At 65.1% G+C, this 19,023-nt stretch carries 17 protein-coding genes; 7 read left to right on the top strand and 10 right to left on the bottom strand.

The genetic code is table 11. From position 1 onward, the window contains the following. Positions 1 to 274 precede the first annotated feature (274 nt). A complete protein-coding gene (locus KW830_RS07390; protein ID WP_218332705.1) occupies positions 275 to 1,903 on the top strand; it encodes an MFS transporter in 1,629 nt (542 codons plus the stop codon). A 45-nt stretch (positions 1,904 to 1,948) separates the two neighbouring features. Here the strand turns inward: KW830_RS07390 and KW830_RS07385 are convergent, their stop codons facing one another. The 4 genes from KW830_RS07385 to KW830_RS07370 form a co-directional block, all read right to left on the bottom strand. Continuing rightward, a complete protein-coding gene (locus KW830_RS07385) occupies positions 1,949 to 2,332 on the bottom strand; it encodes a VOC family protein (protein ID WP_066539527.1) in 384 nt (127 codons plus the stop codon). A gap of 300 nt (positions 2,333 to 2,632) precedes the next feature. Continuing rightward, positions 2,633 to 3,535, bottom strand: coding sequence for a sulfurtransferase (locus KW830_RS07380; protein ID WP_218332704.1), 903 nt, complete (start codon positions 3,533 to 3,535; stop codon positions 2,633 to 2,635). Between the two features lie 100 nt (positions 3,536 to 3,635). Further along, positions 3,636 to 4,586, bottom strand: a complete 951-nt coding sequence (locus tag KW830_RS07375; protein WP_218332703.1) for a DMT family transporter — start codon at positions 4,584 to 4,586, stop codon at positions 3,636 to 3,638. A gap of 81 nt (positions 4,587 to 4,667) precedes the next feature. Then, positions 4,668 to 5,807, bottom strand: coding sequence for an aromatic ring-hydroxylating dioxygenase subunit alpha (locus tag KW830_RS07370; RefSeq protein ID WP_066539260.1), 1,140 nt, complete (start codon positions 5,805 to 5,807; stop codon positions 4,668 to 4,670). A gap of 391 nt (positions 5,808 to 6,198) precedes the next feature. On the opposite strand from KW830_RS07370, the gene xseB reads away from it, so the two are divergent. From xseB to KW830_RS07345, 5 genes are all read left to right on the top strand, one after another. Further along, positions 6,199 to 6,444 (top strand): exodeoxyribonuclease VII small subunit, encoded by a 246-nt coding sequence (gene xseB, locus KW830_RS07365; protein ID WP_192334338.1) that lies wholly within the window; start codon positions 6,199 to 6,201, stop codon positions 6,442 to 6,444. Beyond that, a complete protein-coding gene (locus KW830_RS07360; RefSeq protein ID WP_218332702.1) occupies positions 6,444 to 7,361 on the top strand; it encodes a polyprenyl synthetase family protein in 918 nt (305 codons plus the stop codon). Before xseB ends, KW830_RS07360 begins: the two co-directional genes overlap by 1 nt. 106 nt (positions 7,362 to 7,467) lie before the next feature. Further along, entirely contained in the window at positions 7,468 to 9,336 is a 1,869-nt protein-coding gene (dxs, locus tag KW830_RS07355) for a 1-deoxy-D-xylulose-5-phosphate synthase (RefSeq protein ID WP_066539250.1), read from the top strand. Between the two features lie 263 nt (positions 9,337 to 9,599). Further along, positions 9,600 to 10,682 carry an ABC transporter substrate-binding protein gene (locus KW830_RS07350; RefSeq protein ID WP_066539247.1) on the top strand — a complete coding sequence of 361 codons (1,083 nt, stop codon included), beginning with the start codon at positions 9,600 to 9,602 and terminating at the stop codon, positions 10,680 to 10,682. A 169-nt stretch (positions 10,683 to 10,851) separates the two neighbouring features. Next, positions 10,852 to 11,931, top strand: a complete 1,080-nt coding sequence (locus KW830_RS07345; RefSeq protein WP_066539245.1) for a TRAP transporter substrate-binding protein — start codon at positions 10,852 to 10,854, stop codon at positions 11,929 to 11,931. An 86-nt stretch (positions 11,932 to 12,017) separates the two neighbouring features. On the opposite strand, the gene nhaA is transcribed toward KW830_RS07345, so the two are convergent. From nhaA to KW830_RS07320, 5 genes are all read right to left on the bottom strand, one after another. Further along, positions 12,018 to 13,334, bottom strand: a complete 1,317-nt coding sequence (gene nhaA / locus KW830_RS07340) for a Na+/H+ antiporter NhaA (RefSeq protein ID WP_255578284.1) — start codon at positions 13,332 to 13,334, stop codon at positions 12,018 to 12,020. Between the two features lie 475 nt (positions 13,335 to 13,809). Then, positions 13,810 to 15,588, bottom strand: a complete 1,779-nt coding sequence (locus KW830_RS07335; RefSeq protein ID WP_066539241.1) for a TRAP transporter large permease subunit — start codon at positions 15,586 to 15,588, stop codon at positions 13,810 to 13,812. Between the two features lie 17 nt (positions 15,589 to 15,605). Continuing rightward, positions 15,606 to 16,217: a TRAP transporter small permease subunit gene (locus KW830_RS07330; protein ID WP_066539239.1), complete on the bottom strand. Its 612-nt coding sequence runs from the start codon at positions 16,215 to 16,217 to the stop codon at positions 15,606 to 15,608. 224 nt (positions 16,218 to 16,441) lie between these two features. Next, positions 16,442 to 16,972, bottom strand: coding sequence for a low molecular weight protein-tyrosine-phosphatase (locus KW830_RS07325; RefSeq protein WP_066539525.1), 531 nt, complete (start codon positions 16,970 to 16,972; stop codon positions 16,442 to 16,444). Positions 16,973 to 16,977: 5 nt separating this feature from the next. Then, on the bottom strand, positions 16,978 to 17,349 hold the full coding sequence (locus KW830_RS07320; RefSeq protein ID WP_066539237.1) for a hypothetical protein: 372 nt from the start codon (positions 17,347 to 17,349) through the stop codon (positions 16,978 to 16,980). A gap of 163 nt (positions 17,350 to 17,512) precedes the next feature. Here KW830_RS07320 and KW830_RS07315 point away from each other — a divergent pair, with 163 nt between their 5' ends. After that, positions 17,513 to 18,154: an ATP-binding cassette domain-containing protein gene (locus tag KW830_RS07315; protein ID WP_066539235.1), complete on the top strand. Its 642-nt coding sequence runs from the start codon at positions 17,513 to 17,515 to the stop codon at positions 18,152 to 18,154. 31 nt (positions 18,155 to 18,185) lie between these two features. On the opposite strand, the gene KW830_RS07310 is transcribed toward KW830_RS07315, so the two are convergent. Continuing rightward, positions 18,186 to 19,013 (bottom strand): alpha/beta fold hydrolase, encoded by an 828-nt coding sequence (locus KW830_RS07310; RefSeq protein WP_066539233.1) that lies wholly within the window; start codon positions 19,011 to 19,013, stop codon positions 18,186 to 18,188. Positions 19,014 to 19,023 lie beyond the last annotated feature (10 nt).

Raw genomic sequence — 19,023 nt, 5'->3', positions numbered from 1 at the left:
ATTCGGGAACCTGTTGTGCCGCCCCCGCTGCCCATAGGGCGGGGCCTGCGGAGGGCGGGCGGTACTTGGATTCGCCATCGGTGCCGGTATCGGCGGTTCAGGCACGCTCCACGCCCGGGCCCGGGCCTACGCGCAGGGCAGGCCGGGTGCTGCGGCCCGATGGCGCAGCCGCGGCAGGAGCGAAGCGCCTTGGTGCACTCCCTTCCTTTTATCCACATTCGGGTCTGGCGGGCGGCATGGTGCCGCCCACCGGGCTGCCTCTGCACACGCAACCATGAACGCTTCCATTCCTCCCAGCCCCACTCCGCCTGCGGCCAGTGACAGCAGCTTTGCACCGTTGCGGCAAAAGCTGTTTGCCGTGCTGTGGGTGGCCACCGTCATTGGCAACACCGGCAGCTTTGTGCGCGATGTGGCCAGCTCGTGGATCATGACCGACCTGTCGCCATCGCCTACGGCCGTGGCACTGGTGCAGGCGGCCGCGTCGGCCCCGGCGTTTCTGCTGGCGATTCCGGCCGGTGTGCTGTCTGACATTCTGGACCGCCGCAAGTTTCTGATCTGCATCCAGCTGCTGCTGGCCAGCGTCAGCATTGCGCTGATGACCTTGTCCGCGCTGGGCATGCAGACCGTGTTCTCGCTGGTGGCGTTCACGTTTCTGGGCGGTATTGGCGCGGCGCTGATGGGGCCGACCTGGCAGGCCATCGTGCCGGAGCTGGTGGGGAAGAAAGACCTGAAATCGGCGGTCGCACTGAACTCGCTGGGCATCAATATCTCGCGCGCCGTGGGCCCTGCGCTGGGGGGCATGGTGCTGGCGGGCCTGGGCGCTTCCGTCGCCTATGGCGTGGATGTCATCAGCTATGTGTTCGTGGTGGCCGCTCTGTTGTGGTGGCCGCGCCCCAAGTCCGGGCAGGACGATCTGACCGAGCGCTTTGCGGGCGCCTTCCGCGCCGGCCTGCGCTATGCCCGTGCCAGCCACGAGCTGCATGTCGTGCTGCTGCGCGCATTCCTGTTTTTCGCGCTCGCCAGTTCGGTCTGGGCCCTGCTGCCGCTGGTGGCGCGCCAGCTGCTGGGCGGCGGCGCGGGCTTTTACGGCATCTTGCTGGGGGCGGTCGGTGTGGGCGCCATCGGCGGTGCGTTCCTGCTGCCCAAGCTGCGCGCCCAGTTCTCGTCCGACGGCCTGCTGCTGCTCTCGGCCTGTGTCACGGCGGCGGTCATGGCGTTCCTGTCCACCGGCCCTGCGCAATGGGCGGCAGCGGTCGCCTTGCTGTTGCTGGGCACCGCCTGGATCACGGCGCTGACCACGCTCAACGGCGTGGCACAGGCCATCCTGCCCAACTGGGTGCGTGGCCGCGCACTGGCCGTGTATCTGACGGTCTTCAACGGTGCCATGACTTTTGGCAGCCTGGCCTGGGGCTTTACGGCCAAGGCCATCGGCGTGCCCTACACCTTGCTGGCCGGTGCGGCCGGACTCGTCGTGATGGGCCTGGTTGCGCACCGCATCAAGCTGCCTCAAGGGGAGGCGGATCTTGTTCCGTCCAACCACTGGCCCGAGCCGCTGACAGAGGTCGAAGTGGACCACGACCGGGGGCCGGTGATGATACAGATCACCTACCACGTGGAGCATGCCCAGCAGGCCGCCTTCTTGAAGGCGCTGGCCCGGCTGTCTGCCGAGCGCCGCCGCGATGGCGCCTACGCCTGGGGCGTGGTGCAGGATGCCGCGGCGCACAACACCCTGGTCGAGTGGTTCCAGGTCGAGTCCTGGGCCGAGCACCTGCGACAGCACCAGCGCGTCACGCACCACGATGCCGATGTCCAGGCCGATGTGCTGCAGTACCACAGCGGCAGCGAACCGCCGGTGGTCAAGCACTATCTTGCCATCAACCACCCTGAGCAGGGACGCATCTGACGGCCCAGGTGGCCGTGGTGCGCAAGGCCAGGCAGGGCGGCGGCGTCAGGCCTTGGGTGGACGGTGCAGCAGGCAGACCTTGTTGCCGTCCGGATCGCGCAGATAGGCCAGGTACATGGCGCCTTTGCCTTCCCCGCGCCAGCCGGGTGGGTCTTCGCAGGTCACGCCCCCCGCTGCAATGCCGGCGGCATGGGCGGCATTGGCCTGTTCAATGGATTCGGCGGCAAAGCCAAAGGTGCTGCCATTGCCGATGGTCGCGGGCTCGCCATTGATGGGTTGGGACATGCTGAACGTGCCGCCCGCATGGCGCCAGAACAGGCGGTGGCGGTCCAGTACCCCGGGCTTGGCGCCCAGTGTGCCCAGCAGGGCGTCGTAGAACTTCTTGGCGGCATCCAGGTCGTTGGTGCCGAGCATGATGTGGCTGAACATGGTGGTCTCCTTGGTTATGAGCAAGCCCGAATCCGGGCTTGATGCGCAATCAGCCAGCCATCGTAATGGGCTTTGCACCTGACAGGCGCTCGCTCCTGTCGCCTGGATTCCTCGCACGAAGCCCTGTCCCGTCGCCCCGGTTCCACGGGGCGAGCCGCTCCAGATGGGCTGACGCGTGTGATGGCAAGGCGGGCCAGGCCGCTCCCGCACCGCTCCACCACATCCGCAGCGCCCCTGCGTCACGGGCCTATGCAGGCCTCGCTGCCGAGCCAGTTCCGTGGCGGCTTTCAGGGCGTTGTGTCAGCCGCGTTCCACCGGGCGGCTGGTGTCGGAGCACCATTCGCTCCAGCTGCCGGCAAACAGCCGGGTGGGGGCGTAGCCGGCCACTTCCATGGCAATCAGATTGGGCAGGGCGCTGACGCCACTGCCGCACTGGTGGACCACGCTGGCGGGGTCGCGGCCTTGCAGCAGTTCGTCGAACTCGGCGCGCAGCAGGTCCTTGGGCTTGAAGCGGCCGTCGGCTGCGATATTGGTGGTGAACGGGCGGTTCAGTGCGCCGGGGATGTGGCCGGCCACCGGGTCCAGCGGTTCCACTTCGCCGCGGTAGCGGGCCGGGGCACGGGCGTCGATCACGGTTTGCACGGCGGGCTGGCCCAGGTCTCGCAGCACGTCGGCGGCCGTGCTCAGCGTGCGCAGCGGCGGGTGCAGCTCGAAATTGCTCTGGAAGCGGTTGGGCTCCTCCCCTTGGGCCACGGGCAGGCCTGCGGCTTGCCAGTGCTGGAGGCCGCCGTCCAGCACGGCCACGGCATCGTGGCCTGCCCACTTCAGCATCCACCACAGGCGGCCGCAGTAGTTGGCGCCGTTGCGGTCGTACACCACGGCCTGCATGCCGTTGGCAAAGCCCACACTGGACAGCCAGGTGGCAAAGCGTTCGCGGCTGGGAAGGGGGTGGCGGCCACCGGACGCGGGCTTGCCGCTTTGCTCCACGGCCACATTGCCGTTGCGGTCCGGCAGTCCGTGCTTGGCGCTGAGGGCCTGGTCCAGGTCCGCAAAAACGGCGCCGGGGATATGGGCTTGCAGATACTGCTGGCGGCCGGCGGCGGGCTGGGCCAGGTCGAAGCTGCAATCAAACACCATCAGCGGCTGGCCTTGGGCCTGCAGGGCCTGGAGCTGGGCGGTGGTGATGAGGGGGGTGTAGGTCATGGGCGGTGGCACAGTGCAAACGACGATGCTGCATTGTGCGACAGCCTGCAGGCCCGGCGCTGTATCCGCTGGTGTGCAGCGGGGAAGGCGGGTTGGGGTCTCAGTGGTTGCTGGAGGGCATGTCGGTGCCCGGCGCCGAAGCCGGAGCAGGGGCCGGCTGTGTGGCCCCGCGGGCGCGGAAGATGGAGGCGGCAATGCCGCAGAAGGTGATCAGCACCATGCCGGTCCAGCCGGTGGTGCCCAGGTGGTCGCCGAACAAGAAGATGCTGTAGAGACTGGCGAACACAATGCCCGAGTACTGCAGATTGGCGGCCACCAGCGTGCCCTTGCGGGTCTTGGCGCTGGAGTAGGCCTTGGTCAGCGTGATCTGGCCGCCGGCGGCCAGCACGCCGATGGGCAGCAGCCACAAGGCCTGCTGCCAGCCCGGCCAGTCCGACACCCCCATGAAGACCATGCCGCCCAGGCCCATCAGCGCGGAGCCCAGGCCGAAGTAGAAGACGGTGCGGCTTTCCGGCTCGCCGATGCGGGCCAGGGCGCCCAGCTGCATATAGGCCAGGGCGGAAAGCAGACCGGAAGACAGGCCGATCAGCGCAGGAGCGGTCTGGTCCTTGGCGAAACTGGGTTGCAGCATCAGCACCACGCCGGCAAAGCCGATGGCGATGGTGATGACCAGCGGAATGTTCAGTGCCTGGCGCTGGCCCTGGTAGCTGGGGCGCAGCGTCCAGGCGGCGCCGGCCAGCATGATGACGGCGATCCACAGGCTGCTCATGTAGTTCAGCGTCATGGCGCTGGCCAGCGGGATCTGGGTGAGGGCGTAGAACCAGCAGCCCATGGAGGTGACACCCACGGCACTGCGCCAGACATGCATCAGCGGGTGCTTGGTCTTGAGGCTGACACCCTGCGAGGACGATAGCGCCCACAGGATGACCATGCCCATCAGGCCGCGGTAGAAGACGATCTCGGCGGTGTTGAAGCTGTCCGACGCATATTTGATGCACACCCCCATCGTCGAGAAGAGGAATGTACTCATCACCATCCACAGCACTTGCATTGGGTCCGCCAGTCAGAACGAAAAAAAGCTGCCTGCGCTGACAAATTCAGCGCAGGCAGCTTGGGAATGCTAGCAAAAAACTCAAGATCGCGGGACGTGCTCACCCATCGTGGATCGATACCACTCGTGGAAATGCTGCATGCCGTCTTCCATGGGGCTCTGGTAGGGACCCACTTCGTTGTCGCCGCGCGCCAGCAGGGCACGGCGGCCCGCGTCCATGCGTTCGCCAATTTCGTCGTCCTCGATGGCGGTTTCCATGTAGGCGGCTTTTTGCGCCTCGACGAATTCCGGCTCGAAGGCGGCGATTTCCTCGGGGTAGTAGAACTCGACCACGTTCATGGTCTGGGTCGGGCTGATGGGGTGCAGCGTCGAGACCGTGAGCACGTGCGGATACCACTCCACCATGATGTGAGGGTAGTAGGTCAGCCAGATGGCACCGCGCTCGGGCAGCTGGCCGTTGCGGTACTGCAGCAGCACCTCATGCCACTTCTTGTACACGTCCGAGCCGGGGTTGCCGAAGCTAGGCGCCACGCCCACGGTCTGTACCGAGTATTCCTTGGCGAATTCCCACGTCAGATCGTCACAGGTGACGAAATTGCCCAGGCCGGGGTGGAAGGGGCCGACGTGGTAGTCCTCCAGATAGACTTCGATGAAGGTCTTCCAGTTGTAGTTGCACGTGTGCATTTCCACATGGCTGAGCACAAAGCCCTCGAAGCTCAGCTGCTCCTTGAGCTGCATGCCCGCCAGGTCGGCGTGCACGTCGCGGCCATTGGCCTCGAACAGCAGGCCGTTCCATTCCTGGAGCGGGTAGTTGTTCAGGTTCAGGCAGGGATCGTGGCTGAAATGGGGCGCGCCCAGCAGTTCGCCGCCGGGGCTGTAGGTCCAGCGGTGCAGCGGGCAGACGATGTTACCGCCAGCGTGTCCCTTGCCTTCTTCCAGCAGGTTGCCACGGCCCTTGAGCATGATGGCCTGGCGGTGGCGGCAGATGTTGGAGACCAGCTCGACCTTGCCGTTGGCATTGCGCACCAGGGCGCGGCCTTCGTTTTCCTGCGGCAGGGCGTAGTAGTCGCCCACATGGGGGACAGAGATGGCGTGGCCCACATAGCGTGGTCCTCGCTGGAAGATGGTTGCCATTTCGCGCTGGAACAGCGCTTCATCGAAATAGCTGGAAACTGGTAGTTGGCTGGCGGCCTGCTGCAGTTGAAGACTTAAATCAGACATGGGTGACCTGACCTAAAGACTCCCCACAGGGAGGGTGCGCGTGCGCACGCGATGAAAAGAAAAACCGGCCATGCGGCTGGCAGGAAGCGGACAACGCCTGGGCCGGAAAAGCTTCCGGAGGCTGGAGTCCGCCTGGCTGCGCAGGCAGTGGGGCCGGTTCGACGGGAATGGGATTATAGGTGGTGGGGTTATTTCCGTTCCCCCCGTATGTGTATTGGCATTTCTGGTTAATGCCAAGCGCTTTGTAAGGGCTTTGTAGCCCGGCTGGGCCGCCCGGACCGGCCCTGGCAGCGGCAGGCTGCACCAGCGCGGGGAATCTGTGGACGTGGGCGACGGCGGGAGGGAGGTGCTGCGCCTAAAATCGATGGTTTTCTTTCACCCGAGCGTTGCCATGCCCAAAAAGGCTTCTCCTGCACCCGATCCGATTGAGACGCCCGACAGCTATGAAGCCGCCGTTGCCGAGCTGGAGCAACTGGCAGTGCGCATGGAGTCGGGCCAGCTGCCACTGAACGACATGCTGACGGGCTACCGCCGTGCCTCGGTGCTGCTTGCGTATTGCCGCGAACAGCTCGACGGGGTGGAGGCGCAGATCAAGGTATTGGACGGCGAGACTCTGAAGAAATGGGCCCAGGAGTGATGGAAGCAATGAGTGAGGACGTGACGGCACAGGCATTCGATCTGAACGCCTGGAGCCAGGTGCAGTTGCAGCGCACGGAGGCCGCGCTTTCCGCATGGGTGGGGGTGAGTGCGCCTGCCGGTCTGGGTGAAGCCATGCGCTATGCCGTGCTGGATGGCGGCAAGCGCCTGCGCCCGCTGCTGGTACTGGCCGCTTCCGAAGCGGTGCAGGGCAATGCCGAGGCCGCGCTGCGCGCGGCCTGCGCCGTGGAGCTGATCCATGCCTATTCGCTGGTGCATGACGACATGCCCTGCATGGACAACGATGTGTTGCGCCGCGGCAAGCCCACGGTGCATGTGGCGTTTGGCGAAGCCCGTGCGCTGCTGGCCGGCGATGCGCTGCAGGCGCTGGCCTTCGAGCTGCTGACGCCCGATGGCGAGGCCGTGCCCGACGCCATGCAGGCCCGGCTGTGCCGGCTGCTGGGGGCCGCGGCGGGAGCGCAGGGTATGGCAGGCGGCCAGGCCATCGACCTGGCCAGCGTGGGCCTGCCTTTGAGCGAAGACCAGCTGCGCCAGATGCACCGTCTGAAAACCGGGGCCCTGCTGGAAAGCAGCGTGCTGATGGGCGCGGCCTGCGGACAGGTGGGCGCTGCGACCTTGCAGGCGCTGAAGGACTACGGTGCAGCGCTGGGCCTGGCATTCCAGGTGGTGGACGATGTGCTGGATGTGGTGGCCGATTCCGCCACCCTGGGCAAGACCGCCGGCAAGGACGCCGCCAACGACAAGCCTACCTATGTGTCGCTGATGGGTTTGGATGGCGCCCGCCGCCATGCGGCGGCATTGCTGCAAGAATCACTGGCGGCCCTGGACCGCAGCGGCCTGCGCGATACGCAGGCGTTGCAGGCCCTGGCCCACATGGTGGTGGACCGCTCGCACTGACTGCCAGCGGCACGCTGCCCACCGGGCTGCAAAGCCCGCCCTATTGATGAAAAACAGCTGCCGAGGCGCCCTGCAAGCGCCAAGGCAGCCCGTAAAAAAAGAGCTGATGACCACCAACGCCTACCCTCTGCTGCAGAAAGTGAATGCGCCTGCCGACCTGCGCGCCATGCCGCGTGGCAACCTGAAGGCACTGGCGTCCGAGTTGCGCAACTATGTGATCGACAGCGTCTCCCAGACCGGCGGCCACCTGAGCTCGAACCTGGGCACGGTGGAGCTGACCGTGGCGCTGCATGCGGTGTTCGATACGCCGTATGACCGCATCGTCTGGGATGTGGGCCACCAGACCTACCCGCACAAGATCCTGACCGGCCGGCGCGAGCGCATGTCCACGCTGCGCCAGCTGGACGGGATTTCGGGCTTTCCCCTGCGCACCGAAAGCGAGTACGACGCGTTCGGTGCCGGGCACTCGTCCACCAGCATCTCGGCTGCACTGGGCATGGCCCTGGCCGCCAAGCAAAAGGGTGAAAACCGCCGCGCCATTGCCGTGATCGGCGATGGGGCCATGACGGCCGGCATGGCATTTGAAGCGCTGAACAACGGCGGGGTGGCGGACGCCAATCTGCTCGTCATCCTGAACGACAACGACATGAGCATCAGCCCGCCCGTGGGCGCGCTGAACCGCTACCTGGCCCAGCTGATGAGCGGCCAGTTCTACGCCAAGGCCCGGGATATGGGCAAGAGCGTGCTCAAGCAGGTGCCTCCGTTGCTGGAGCTGGCCAAGCGTCTGGAGCAGCAGGCCAAGGGCATGGTGGTGCCTGCCACCATGTTCGAGCAGTTCGGCTTCAACTACATCGGCCCCATCGATGGGCATGACCTGGATTCGCTGATTCCCACGCTGGAAAACATCAAGGGCCTGAAGGGCCCGCAGTTCCTGCACGTGGTCACCAAGAAAGGCCAGGGCTACAAGCTGGCCGAGGCCGACCCTGTGGCCTACCATGGTCCGGGCAAGTTCGATCCGGCCGTGGGCCTGGTCAAGCCGGCCGCACCGGCCAAGCAGACGTTCACGCAGGTGTTCGGCCAGTGGCTGTGCGACATGGCAGCCCAGGACCAGCGTCTGGTGGGCATCACGCCGGCCATGCGCGAGGGCTCGGGCATGGTGGAGTTCCACAAGCGCTTCCCCGGCCGCTACCACGACGTGGGCATTGCCGAGCAGCATGCCGTGACCTTTGCCGGCGGCATGGCCTGCGAAGGCCTCAAACCCGTGGTGGCGATCTATTCCACCTTTTTGCAGCGCGCCTATGACCAGCTGATCCACGACGTGGCGCTGCAGAACCTGCCGGTGGTGTTTGCGCTGGACCGCGCGGGTCTGGTGGGGGCCGACGGCGCCACCCATGCCGGTGCCTACGACATCGCCTTTGTGCGCTGCATCCCGAACATGAGCATGGCCTGTCCTGCCGACGAGCGCGAAACCCGCCAGCTGCTGAGCACGGCTTACGCGCAGAACCACCCTGTCTGCGTGCGCTATCCGCGCGGTGCCGGCGTGGGCATGACGCCGCTGGAAAGCCTGGACGGCCTGCCGTTCGGCAAGGGGGAAATCCGCCGCAGCTCGGCCACCAAGAAGATCGCCATCCTGGCTTTTGGCAGCTTGCTGTATCCCGCCCTGGCGGCGGGCGAGGCGCTGGATGCCACTGTGGTCAATATGCGCTGGGCCAAGCCGCTGGACGAGGAACTGCTGCGCCAGGTGGCGGCCGAGCACGATGCGATCGTCACCGTGGAAGAGGGCTGCGTCATGGGCGGAGCCGGCTCTGCTGTGGGCGAGGCGCTGGCTGCCGCCGGCATCACCAAGCCGCTGCTGCACCTGGGCCTGCCCGACCAGTTCATCGAGCATGGCGACCCCGCCAAGCTGCTGGCCCTGCAAGGCCTGGACGCGGCGGGCATGGAAGCTTCCATCCGGGCGCGCTTCATGGCGCCATGACGCCCAGCTGCGCTGCCTGCCGGCATCACGCACCAAGCCGCCTTCGGGGCGGCTTTTTTTGCGCCATTGTTTCGCATACCGGCGCTGGTGCGCCGCATGCATGACGCTGACACAACACTGAAGACGGGTGCGGGCTATCCCCTGGTTTCGGGGTTAACCCGCGCGGGGCTGGCGTTTTTCCATTCCTACAATGCCGCACGCTCCGCTGCTGTAGCCGGTGTGCTGCAGTGTGTGTAGCCGAAAGTGCAATATTAGGAGAGAAAATGGACCGTCGTTCCCTTATCAAACAGGCTGGCTTGGCTGGCGTACTGGCTGCCGGTGCAGCCCCCGCCGTGCATGCCCAAGCGGCTGTGCGTTGGCGCCTGGCTTCGAGCTTCCCCAAGTCGCTGGACACCATCTTTGGTAGCGCGGAAAAATTCTCTCAGACGGTCAAGGCCCTGTCGGGCGGCAAGTTCGAAGTCTCGGTGCATGCCGCTGGCGAGCTGATGCCCGCCTTCGGCGTGGTGGATGCGCTGGAAAACAGCACCATCGAAATGGCGCAGACCGCGCCTTATTACTTCACCGGCAAGAACTCCATCTTCGCCTTTGGCTGCGCCGTGCCTTTCGGTCTGACCGCACGCCAGATGGATGCCTGGATGGAGCACGGCAACGGCCGCAAGCTGTTTGACGCCTTCTGCGCCAACTACAACATCAAGAGCTACAGCGCGGGCAACACCGGCACCCAGATGGGCGGCTGGTACCGCAAGGAAATCAAGTCCGTCGCCGATCTGAAGGGGCTGAAGATGCGCCTGGGCGGCGGCCTGTTTGGTGAAGCCATGGCCAAGCTGGGCGTGGTCTCGCAGAACATGCCTGCCGGCGATGTGTACCAGGCCCTGGAAAAAGGCACGCTGGACGCCACCGAGTTCGTGGGTCCCTACGACGACCAGAAGCTGGGCTTCAACAAGGTTGCTCCCTACTACTACTACCCCGGCTGGTGGGAAGGCGGTGCGGAGCTGGAGTTCTTCGTCAACGCCAAGGCCTATGCGGCGCTGTCGGTCGAGAACAAGGCCATTGTGGATGCTGCCACCCGTGTGGCGGCCCGCGACATGACGTCCAAGTACGACGCCTTCAACCCCGTTGCCCTCAAGAAGCTGGTGGCCGACAAGACCGTCCTCAAGGCCTTCCCCAAGGACGTCATGGACGCCGGCTACAAGGCCTCGATGGAAGTCTTTGCCGAGCACGAAGCCAAGTCGCCCGAGTTCAAGAAGATCCACCAGGACATGCGTGCCTTCCAGCGCGACCAACTGCTGTGGGAACGCTTCTCGGAGTTCCGCTACAACAGCTACATGGCGTCGATCAAGCTCTGATTGGCGTTCCATGCTGCAACCCGTTCCGCCAGGAGAAGGTTGCAGCATCCCCTGCGAGCCGGCATTGCCATCCGATGCACATCGGATGATGGCCGGCTTTTTTGTTCCCTGAATCCGCCGCAGAAGCGGATCAATTTCCCGTAACTTGCGACAACACAAGGAGAGGTCAATGGATCGTCGTTCCGTATTGAAGAATGCCGGCATTGCCGGCGTGCTGGCTGCCGCCGCAGCCCCAGCCGTGCATGCACAACCCGTGGTGCGCTGGCGCATTGCGTCGAGCTTCCCCAAATCGCTAGACACCATCTACGGCTCGGCCGAAGTGTTTGCCCAGTCCATCAAGGCCATGTCGGGTGGCAAGTTCGAAGTCTCCGTGCACCAGGCCGGCGAGCTGATGCCCGCTTTCAACGTGGTGGACGGTGTGCAGAACGGCACCGTGGAAATGGCCCACACCGCGCCTTACTACTTCTTCGGCAAGAACGAAGTGTTTGCCATCGGCGGTGCCATTCCCTTCGGCATGAACTCGCGCCAGCTGACCTCCTGGATGGTGGATGGCAATGGCTCCAAGCTGATGACCGAGTTCTACGCCAAGTACAACATCGTGCCGCTGCCGGGTGGCAACACCGGCGCGCAGATGGGTGGCTGGTTCCGCAAGGAAGTGAAGAGCACCGAAGACATCAAGGGCCTGAAGTTCCGCGTGGGCGGCTTTGCCGGCAAGGTGCTGGAAAAGCTGGGTGCCGTGCCGCAGAACATCCCGGCTGGTGAAATCTACCAGTCGCTGGAAAAGGGCACCATCGATGCGGCCGAATGGATCGGTCCGTACGACGACCTGAAGCTGGGTCTGAACAAGGTGGCGCCGTTCTACTACTACCCCGGCTGGTGGGAAGGTTCGCTGAACCTGTCCTTCTATATCAACGACAAGGCCTTCAACAGCCTGACCAACGAGCAGAAAGCCCTGGTCAAGTCGGCGGCCTACGAAGCCCACGTGACCACCCAGGCCCGCTACGACGCCCGCAACCCCGGCGCGCTGAAGCAGCTGGTGGCCGCCAAGGCCAAGGTGCTGCCGTTCCCACAGACCGTGATGGATGCGTCGTTCAAGGCCACCATGGAGCTGTATGCCAGCCTGGACAACAGCAATCCGGACTGGAAGAAGATCTACGCCGACTACCGCAACTTCCAGCGCGACCAGATCCTGTGGTTCCGCTTTGCCGAGTCGCGCTTCGACAACTTCATGTCGGCGCAGAAGATGTGAGCACGCTGTGCGCTGCACACCCCAAAAACCGGGCCATGGCCCGGTTTTTTTGTGGCAAGGCGGGAGTGCGGGAACTCCCGCTGCGGTCAGTGCTGCAGGCGCTGGCGCACCACCCAGCCATACAGCAGGCCCAGCACCGCGGCCGTGGCCGATGCGCCCAGAATGCCCATCTTGGCGGCGGCCAGCAGCTGTGGCTCGGCAAAGGCCAGTCCCCCCACAAAGATGGCCATGGTGAAGCCGATGCCCGCCAGCATGCCCACCAGCACCACGCCTGGCCAGGTCACGCCCTGGGGCATCCGGCACAGACCGGTCTTGACGGCCAGCCAGGTGGCTAGGAACACCCCGATGGGCTTGCCCAGGACCAGGGCCGCTGCCACCCCCAGCGCCACGGTGGCGGGGCTGGAGGCGGTCAGGTCCACGCCGCCGAACTGCACGCCGGCATTGGCCAGGGCAAAGATCGGCATCACGCCAAACGCCACCCAGGGGTGCAGCAGCGGGGGAAGTCGGAACACCGGGGCCAGCAGATCGCGCTGCGCCGTGGCGGCCACGCGCAGTTCGTGGTGCAGCAGTTGCACATCCACATTGCCGGCCCGGGCCTGAACCTGCACGCGCGACAGCGCTTGTTGTGCCACTTCCAGCTGGTGGCGTGGGGCTGGGCGCAAGGCCACGGGGGTCATCAGCCCCAGCACCACACCGGCCAGGGTGGGGTGGGCACCGGTTTTCAGCAGGCCCCACCACAGCACGGTGCCGGGCAGCAGGTACAGCCATGCGCTGGCCACGCCCATGCGGTTGAACAGCAGCACCAGCAACAGGCCGATGAAGGCAATGCCAAAGCCGCTGTAGTCCAGCCCGCCCGAGTAAAAGAAGGCAATGATCAGCACGGCCATGATGTCGTCGATGATGGCCAGGGCCAGCAGGAAGATGCGCAGCGGCCCCGGAACAGACCTGCCCAGCAGTGCCAGCACGCCCACGGCAAAGGCAATGTCGGTGGCCGTGGGGATGGCCCAGCCGTTGAGCAGCTGTCTGTCACCGGCCGCGAACGCCACATAGATCAGTGCAGGCACGGCCACGCCGCCGATGGCCGCCATCACCGGCAGGCTGGCCTGGCCGAGGCTGGAGAGCGCGCCGTTGTGGATTTCACGGCGGATTTCCATGCCCACGACCAGAAAGAAAATGGTCATCAGCACATCGTTCACGAAGAAATGCAAATCGGTGGTGACGGACCAGGGGCCGATCGTCAACGCCAGGGGGGCGTGCCAGGTGTCAACGTAGCTTTGCGCCCAGGGCGAGTTGGCCCACAGCAGTGCCACGGTGGCGGCCAGCAGCAGCACGATGCCGCTCATGGCCTCGATGTGCAGGACGCGGCCGAGGTGGCGAAGCGCGCTGTCGGTGGCCTGCTGCATCCGGGGGATGCGGGCCGAGGGCGTGGGGAAGTCGGGATGGATCTGGGCAGGGGGCGCGGACAGGCGCGCCTGGCCCATGGGGTCACGGGAGTGCACGGTGGACGGACTTTCGGCAGGGAGTGCGCCGGCGGCCCGACCTGCGCATGAAGATTCACCTGCCGTCACCACCGCATGTGGCGGGCACCCGCAGCCAGTGTACGCGGCGGGCGGGGTTGGGGTGCAGATGACCGGGCTGCCGACCGGAAATGCTTGACAGCCAGCACGCGGCCTCTGGGGGCTCCAGGTGGTACTGTTGTATCTAAAACAGTAGCAAATTCAATAGATTGGGCAAGGTGTACGCGGTGGCTTTGCTCGCAAGCATGCATGCGCCATGCCGCGGGAGGGTGTTCGCGTGGGATGCGACCACTGTGGCGTCGCCCACAAAAAAGCCCCTGGGCCGAAGCGCAGGGGCTGGTGGTGTGCGGAGCGCTGCAGCTTATTTGGGCTGCTCGTTCTTCATCGCGTCTTCCATGGCTTTCATAGGGTCGTCCTCGGCCGGGGCGGCGGGGGCTGCACCGGCATCGGGGGCACCGCCTTCCAGCGTGGGGTTCTCGAAGTCGATGGGCGCCGGCATATCGGCTTCCATCTGTTCGCGCACCTTGTCCAGATCGTAATTCTGCTTTTCGTCCAGGCCGCTGGAGACAATGCCCGGGAAGGCAATGATCAGGCCCACCATCAGCAGCTGGATGCACAGGAAGGGGATGGCACCCATGTAGATCTGCGAGGTGGTCACCGGGGCAATGCGCTTCTTGGTCACCTTGTCGGTGTATTCCTTTTCAGGCGCCACCGAGCGCAGGAAGAACAGCGCGAAGCCGAAGGGTGGGTGCATGAACGAAGTCTGCATGTTCACTGCCAGCAGCACGCCGAACCACACCAGGTCGATGCCCAGCTTGTCGGCCACCGGGGCCAGCAGCGGCACCACGATGAAGGACAGCTCGAAGAAGTCCAGGAAGAAGGCCAGCACGAACACCATGATGTTCACGACGATCAGGAAGCCCAGTTGGCCGCCAGGCAGGCCGGCCAGCAGGTGTTCCACCCACAGCGGGCCGTCCACGCCCTGGAAGGTCAGGCCGAACACGGTGGCACCGATCAGGATGAACAGCACAAAGCACGACAGTTTGGTGGTGCCGACCAGTGCCTGGCGCAGCAGCTTGTAGTCCAGGCGCTTGCGCAGCAGGGCCAGGATGATGGCACCCATGGCGCCCATGGCGCCGCCTTCGGTGGGCGTGGCAATGCCCAGGAAGATGGTGCCCAGGACCAGGAAGATCAGCAGCAGCGGAGGGATCAGCACGAAGGTGACCTTCTCGGCCACATGCGACAGCAGGCCCATGCGGGTGATGCGGTTGATGGACGCGGCCACAAAGGCCAGGGCCACGCCAAAGCACATGGCAAAGACGATGGTCTCGTCGGTGGCGACCTTCTCCACCGTTTCACCGGTGAACCAGGTGTGGATGGTTTCCATGTGGTGGGCGGCGAACAGGGACACGCCCACGCACAGCACGGTCAGGGCCAGCAGCGAAGGCAGGCCGCTGGAGCCGTCCTTTTCCTTCAGACTGCGCGCTTCGGGCGGCAGGGCCGGCACCATGGCGGGCTTGAAGATGGCCAGTGCAAAGATCAGCACCATGTACATGCCCACCAGCATGAAGCCGGGAACAAAGGCACCCTTGTACAGGTCGCCCACGCTGCGACCCAGCTGGTCGGCCAGCACGATCAGCACCAAGGAAGGCGGAATGATCTGCGCCAGCGTGCCGGAAGCGGCAATCACCCCCGATGCGATGCGGCGGTCATAACCGTAGCGCAGCATGATGGGCAGCGAGATCAGGCCCATGGAGATCACCGATGCGGCCACCACGCCGGTGGTGGCGGCCAGCATGGCGCCCACCAGAATCACGGCAATCGCCACGCCACCGCGGATGGGGCCAAACAGCTGGCCCACGGTGTCGAGCAAATCCTCGGCCATGCCGCTGCGCTCCAGAATCAACCCCATCAGGGTGAAGAAGGGAATCGCAAGCAGCGTTTCGTTTTGCATGATGCCGTAGATGCGCAGCGGCAGTGCCTGCATCAGGGCTTCGGGCAGCACGCCCAGCTCGATGCCGACCACGGCAAAGAACAGGCCGCAGGCGCCCAGGCTGAAGGCCACGGGGAAGCCGATCAGCAAGAAACAGATCAGCCCCGCGAACATGATCGGGGCCATATTGTTGGCAATGAATTCCATCGCTGTGTCTCCCTCGCTCAGGCGCGCTTGGCGCCGGTGCGCTCAGCTTCTTCTTCGGCTTTGCGGATGGCTTCGGCCAGTTCTTCTTCCGCGCTCTTCTCCACGATCTTGACCGTGGGGTCGTCAATCAGCCCGGCCAGGAAGGCAATGCGCTTGATGAATTCGGAGATGCCTTGCAGCAGCAGCAGGCCAAAGCCCAGCGGCATCATCAGATAGACCGGCCAGCGGATCAGGCCGCCGGCGTTGCTGGACATTTCACCGGTGCGCAGCGCCTGCAGGAAGAAGGGCGTGCCGTAGTACAGCACGATCAGGCACATGGGGGTCAGGAACAGCGCGAAGCCGATCACGTCGATCCATACCCGGGTGCGCAGCGAAAGCTTGGAGTTGATCACGTCCACCTTGACGTGTTCCTTCTCCAGCAGCGTGTAGCCGGCGGCGAGCAGGAAGGAGGCTGCAAACAGGTACCACTGCACTTCCAGGAAGGCATTGGAGCTGGTGTGCAGCACCTTGCGCACGATGGCGTTGAGGGCGCTGATGATGGTGGCGCCCAGGATGAGCCAGATGACGTATCTGCCGACCAGCGCGTTGAGCCGGTCTATTCCTCGTGAAAGCTTGAGTAAAGCCTGCATGTTGTCTCCGTGTATTGGCGAAGCGTAGGTTCGCCTGACCGGGTGTTCCTGTGGCGGTGTGCACGGGCAAACAAAAGGTCAGCGGACTCTTACGAAGGCGCGATTCTACGGAGCACTTTCTACCGTTTCTGACGGCAGTGTGACGGTGAATTCCCTAGGTGTTTATTGCGTCTGTTGCTATTGATTGTGTAGCAATAAGGGTTAACGCGAAGGCTTGATGCAGATCATTTGGCGCTCTCGCCCGGGGTGGAGTCGGGCCGTGGCAGCTGCGGGTGTAGGTGGGCCAGATGGTCCAGCACGCCATCACAGGCATCTTCCACCAGGTCCAGCACTTTTTCAAAGCCGTTGGTACCGCCGTAGTAGGGATCGGGCACGGTGGCACTGCGGTGGCGGCTGCAGTAATGGGTCAGCAGCTGCAGCTTGTGCTGCAAGGCGGGCGGGCATTGCTGTTCCAGCCGGGCCATGTTTTCGTGGTCCATGGCCAGAATCAGGTCGTGGCGGCGAAAGTCTTCGGGCTGCACCTGGCGTGCACGCAGATCCGACAGGTCGTAGCCCCGGTGCTGCGCATGCTGCCGGGCGCGCTGGTCGGCCGGTTCGCCCACATGGTAGGCATGGGTGCCGCAGGAATCCACCCGCACCAGATCCTGCCAGCCGCGCGCCGCAATGCGGGCCCGCATCACGCCATGGGCCGTGGGGCTGCGGCAGATGTTGCCCATGCAGACCATCAGAATGGAGATGGCGGGGGCGCTGTCCATGGGGCTCATTCCAGATCGAAGGCCTGCAGCAGTGCGTCCGCAAAGGCGGCGCGGCCGGTGAGCGTCAGGGTCAAGGTCACAGTGCCGGTGGCAGGCAGGGCTGCATGCTGCAGCGCCAGCGGCTGGCCCTGTACCACGGCACGCAGATCGCGGCCGGTGCTGTCGCCCAGGCTGATGTCGAAGTCCCAGGCGGCGCCTTCGTCGAGTGCGCCGCGCTGGCGGGGAAATTGCTGTTCGGCCCAGTGCAGCACCTGCAGCACTTCCGCCTGCAGGGCCGGCCAGCGGTCGGCGGTGACGGTGGCCATGGCATCCCAGGTGGCGCTGCCTTCCTCGTCTTCGCTGTAGTCAAAAATCAGATAGTCCAGGGCGGTGCGCATGGTGTTCGGTGGTGGGGGAGACGGCTGTTATTGTGGAGCAGGCTGCTGTCTGTTTTCTAGAATGTGCCGTTGCCCTGGCGCTGTGCCGGCACCGCAGCACTTCCAAGCCGACCCGGTTGTGGGTTGTGGCGGCTCCCGCTTCTTTTGCCTTTGCTGTTCTTCTATGACTTCTCCACCCGATTTCGCACGATTCCGCCAGCTGCAGGTGCAGGCCTTGCAACTGGGCCATGGCGCATGGCAGCTGTGCCGGGAGTGGAGCCATGCCTGGAAGCCTGGATTGCATTTGCTGCGCGGCGGCGACGGTGCCGGCAAAAGCAGCCTGCTGCGCGCGCTGGCCGGGGCACAGCCGCCACGTACGGGGACGGTGGGGTGGTCCGACCGGGCGCTGATGCCGGGCGATGTGTTCTGGGTCGATCCCCGTTTTCCGGAGCAGCAGGGTGCCACCACCGGCACCCCTTTGCAGTGGGCGGCCCAGCAGGCCCGGGCCTATCCGCGCTGGAACGCGGCGCAATGGCAGGCGCACATTGCACAGTGGCAGCTGCAGGCGGATGTGGCCAAGCCCTGGCATGCACTGTCCACCGGCACGGCCCGCAAGCTGTGGATGGCGGCGGCGCTGTCCAGCGGCGCGGATCTGGTGCTGATCGATGAGCCGGTCGCCGGGCTGGACCGGCCTTCCATTGCCTATCTCCGCCAGGCGCTGGCACAACGTGCCCAGGGCGCGCAATGGGTGCTGGTGGCCCACTTTGACGATCTGCAGGGGCTGCCCTGGGACAGCGTGCTGGATCTGGAAGACCTGCCGCAATAAGGGGCGCGGAACGCAGTTCCGCAAAAACGGCTCAGTGGCTGGCGCGGTTGCGCACGAATTCGAGGTTGAGCAAGGCCGCCTCGATGGAGGCCGCCGTGGATTCCGGCTGCTCCATGGGGAACAGGTGCGTGCCGTCCTGGATGCTGATGCGCCCCTGGGTGATGCGCTGGGTCAGGTCCATGCCGACCTGCTTCATTTCGCGCGAGGAGCGTCCGCCGATGAAGGCGACCGGGCAGCGCAGCGGGTTGCGCGACAGCCAGCTGCCCAGGTTGTGCGGCAAGGTGTTGTAGATGGTGGTTTCCACTTCCCGGGTGAAGTGCAGGCGCAGCTGCCCGTCGTCGCCGTGCGCCAGCCCGTGGGTCAGGTAGTCCTGCAGCACCTGGGGGTGCCAGCGCGTGAACAGGCGCTTGCTGTGGAAATAGCTTTGTGCCTCGTCCATCGTCGGCCACTGCGCCCGGCGGCGGGCACTCACCTTGCCGGGCGAGACGCTGCCCACCAGCTGGGTGCGCTTGGCCACGCCCAGCGTGGTGGCACGCCAGCCGCTGATCAGCGGCGAATCCAGCATCAGCACGCCGCGGGCCAGTTCCGGGTATTTGGCGGCCGTCATCACGCTGACGAAACCGCCCAGCGAATGCCCCACCAGATAGGGAGGCTCGCTGCCTTTGGGCGTCTGGCTGCGCACGAATTCCGCCAGTTGCTCCACCAGGTGCGGCCAGTTGTCGCTGACGGGAAAGCGGGGGTCGTGGCCCAGACGGTCCAGCGCCTGTACCGCCATGCCGCGCCGCTCCAGCAACTGAAACAGCAGCGAATAGGTACCGGCCGGAAAGCTGTTGGCGTGCGAGAAGATGACGGGCAGCATGGCAGGCACT

Origin of the sequence: Comamonas sp. CMM03 (assembly GCF_019218715.1) — a bacterium.
In the GTDB taxonomy this organism is placed as follows: domain Bacteria; phylum Pseudomonadota; class Gammaproteobacteria; order Burkholderiales; family Burkholderiaceae_C; genus Comamonas; species Comamonas terrigena.
Note: the sequence above shows the minus strand (reverse complement) of the source record. Positions and strands in the feature narration are given on the sequence as shown.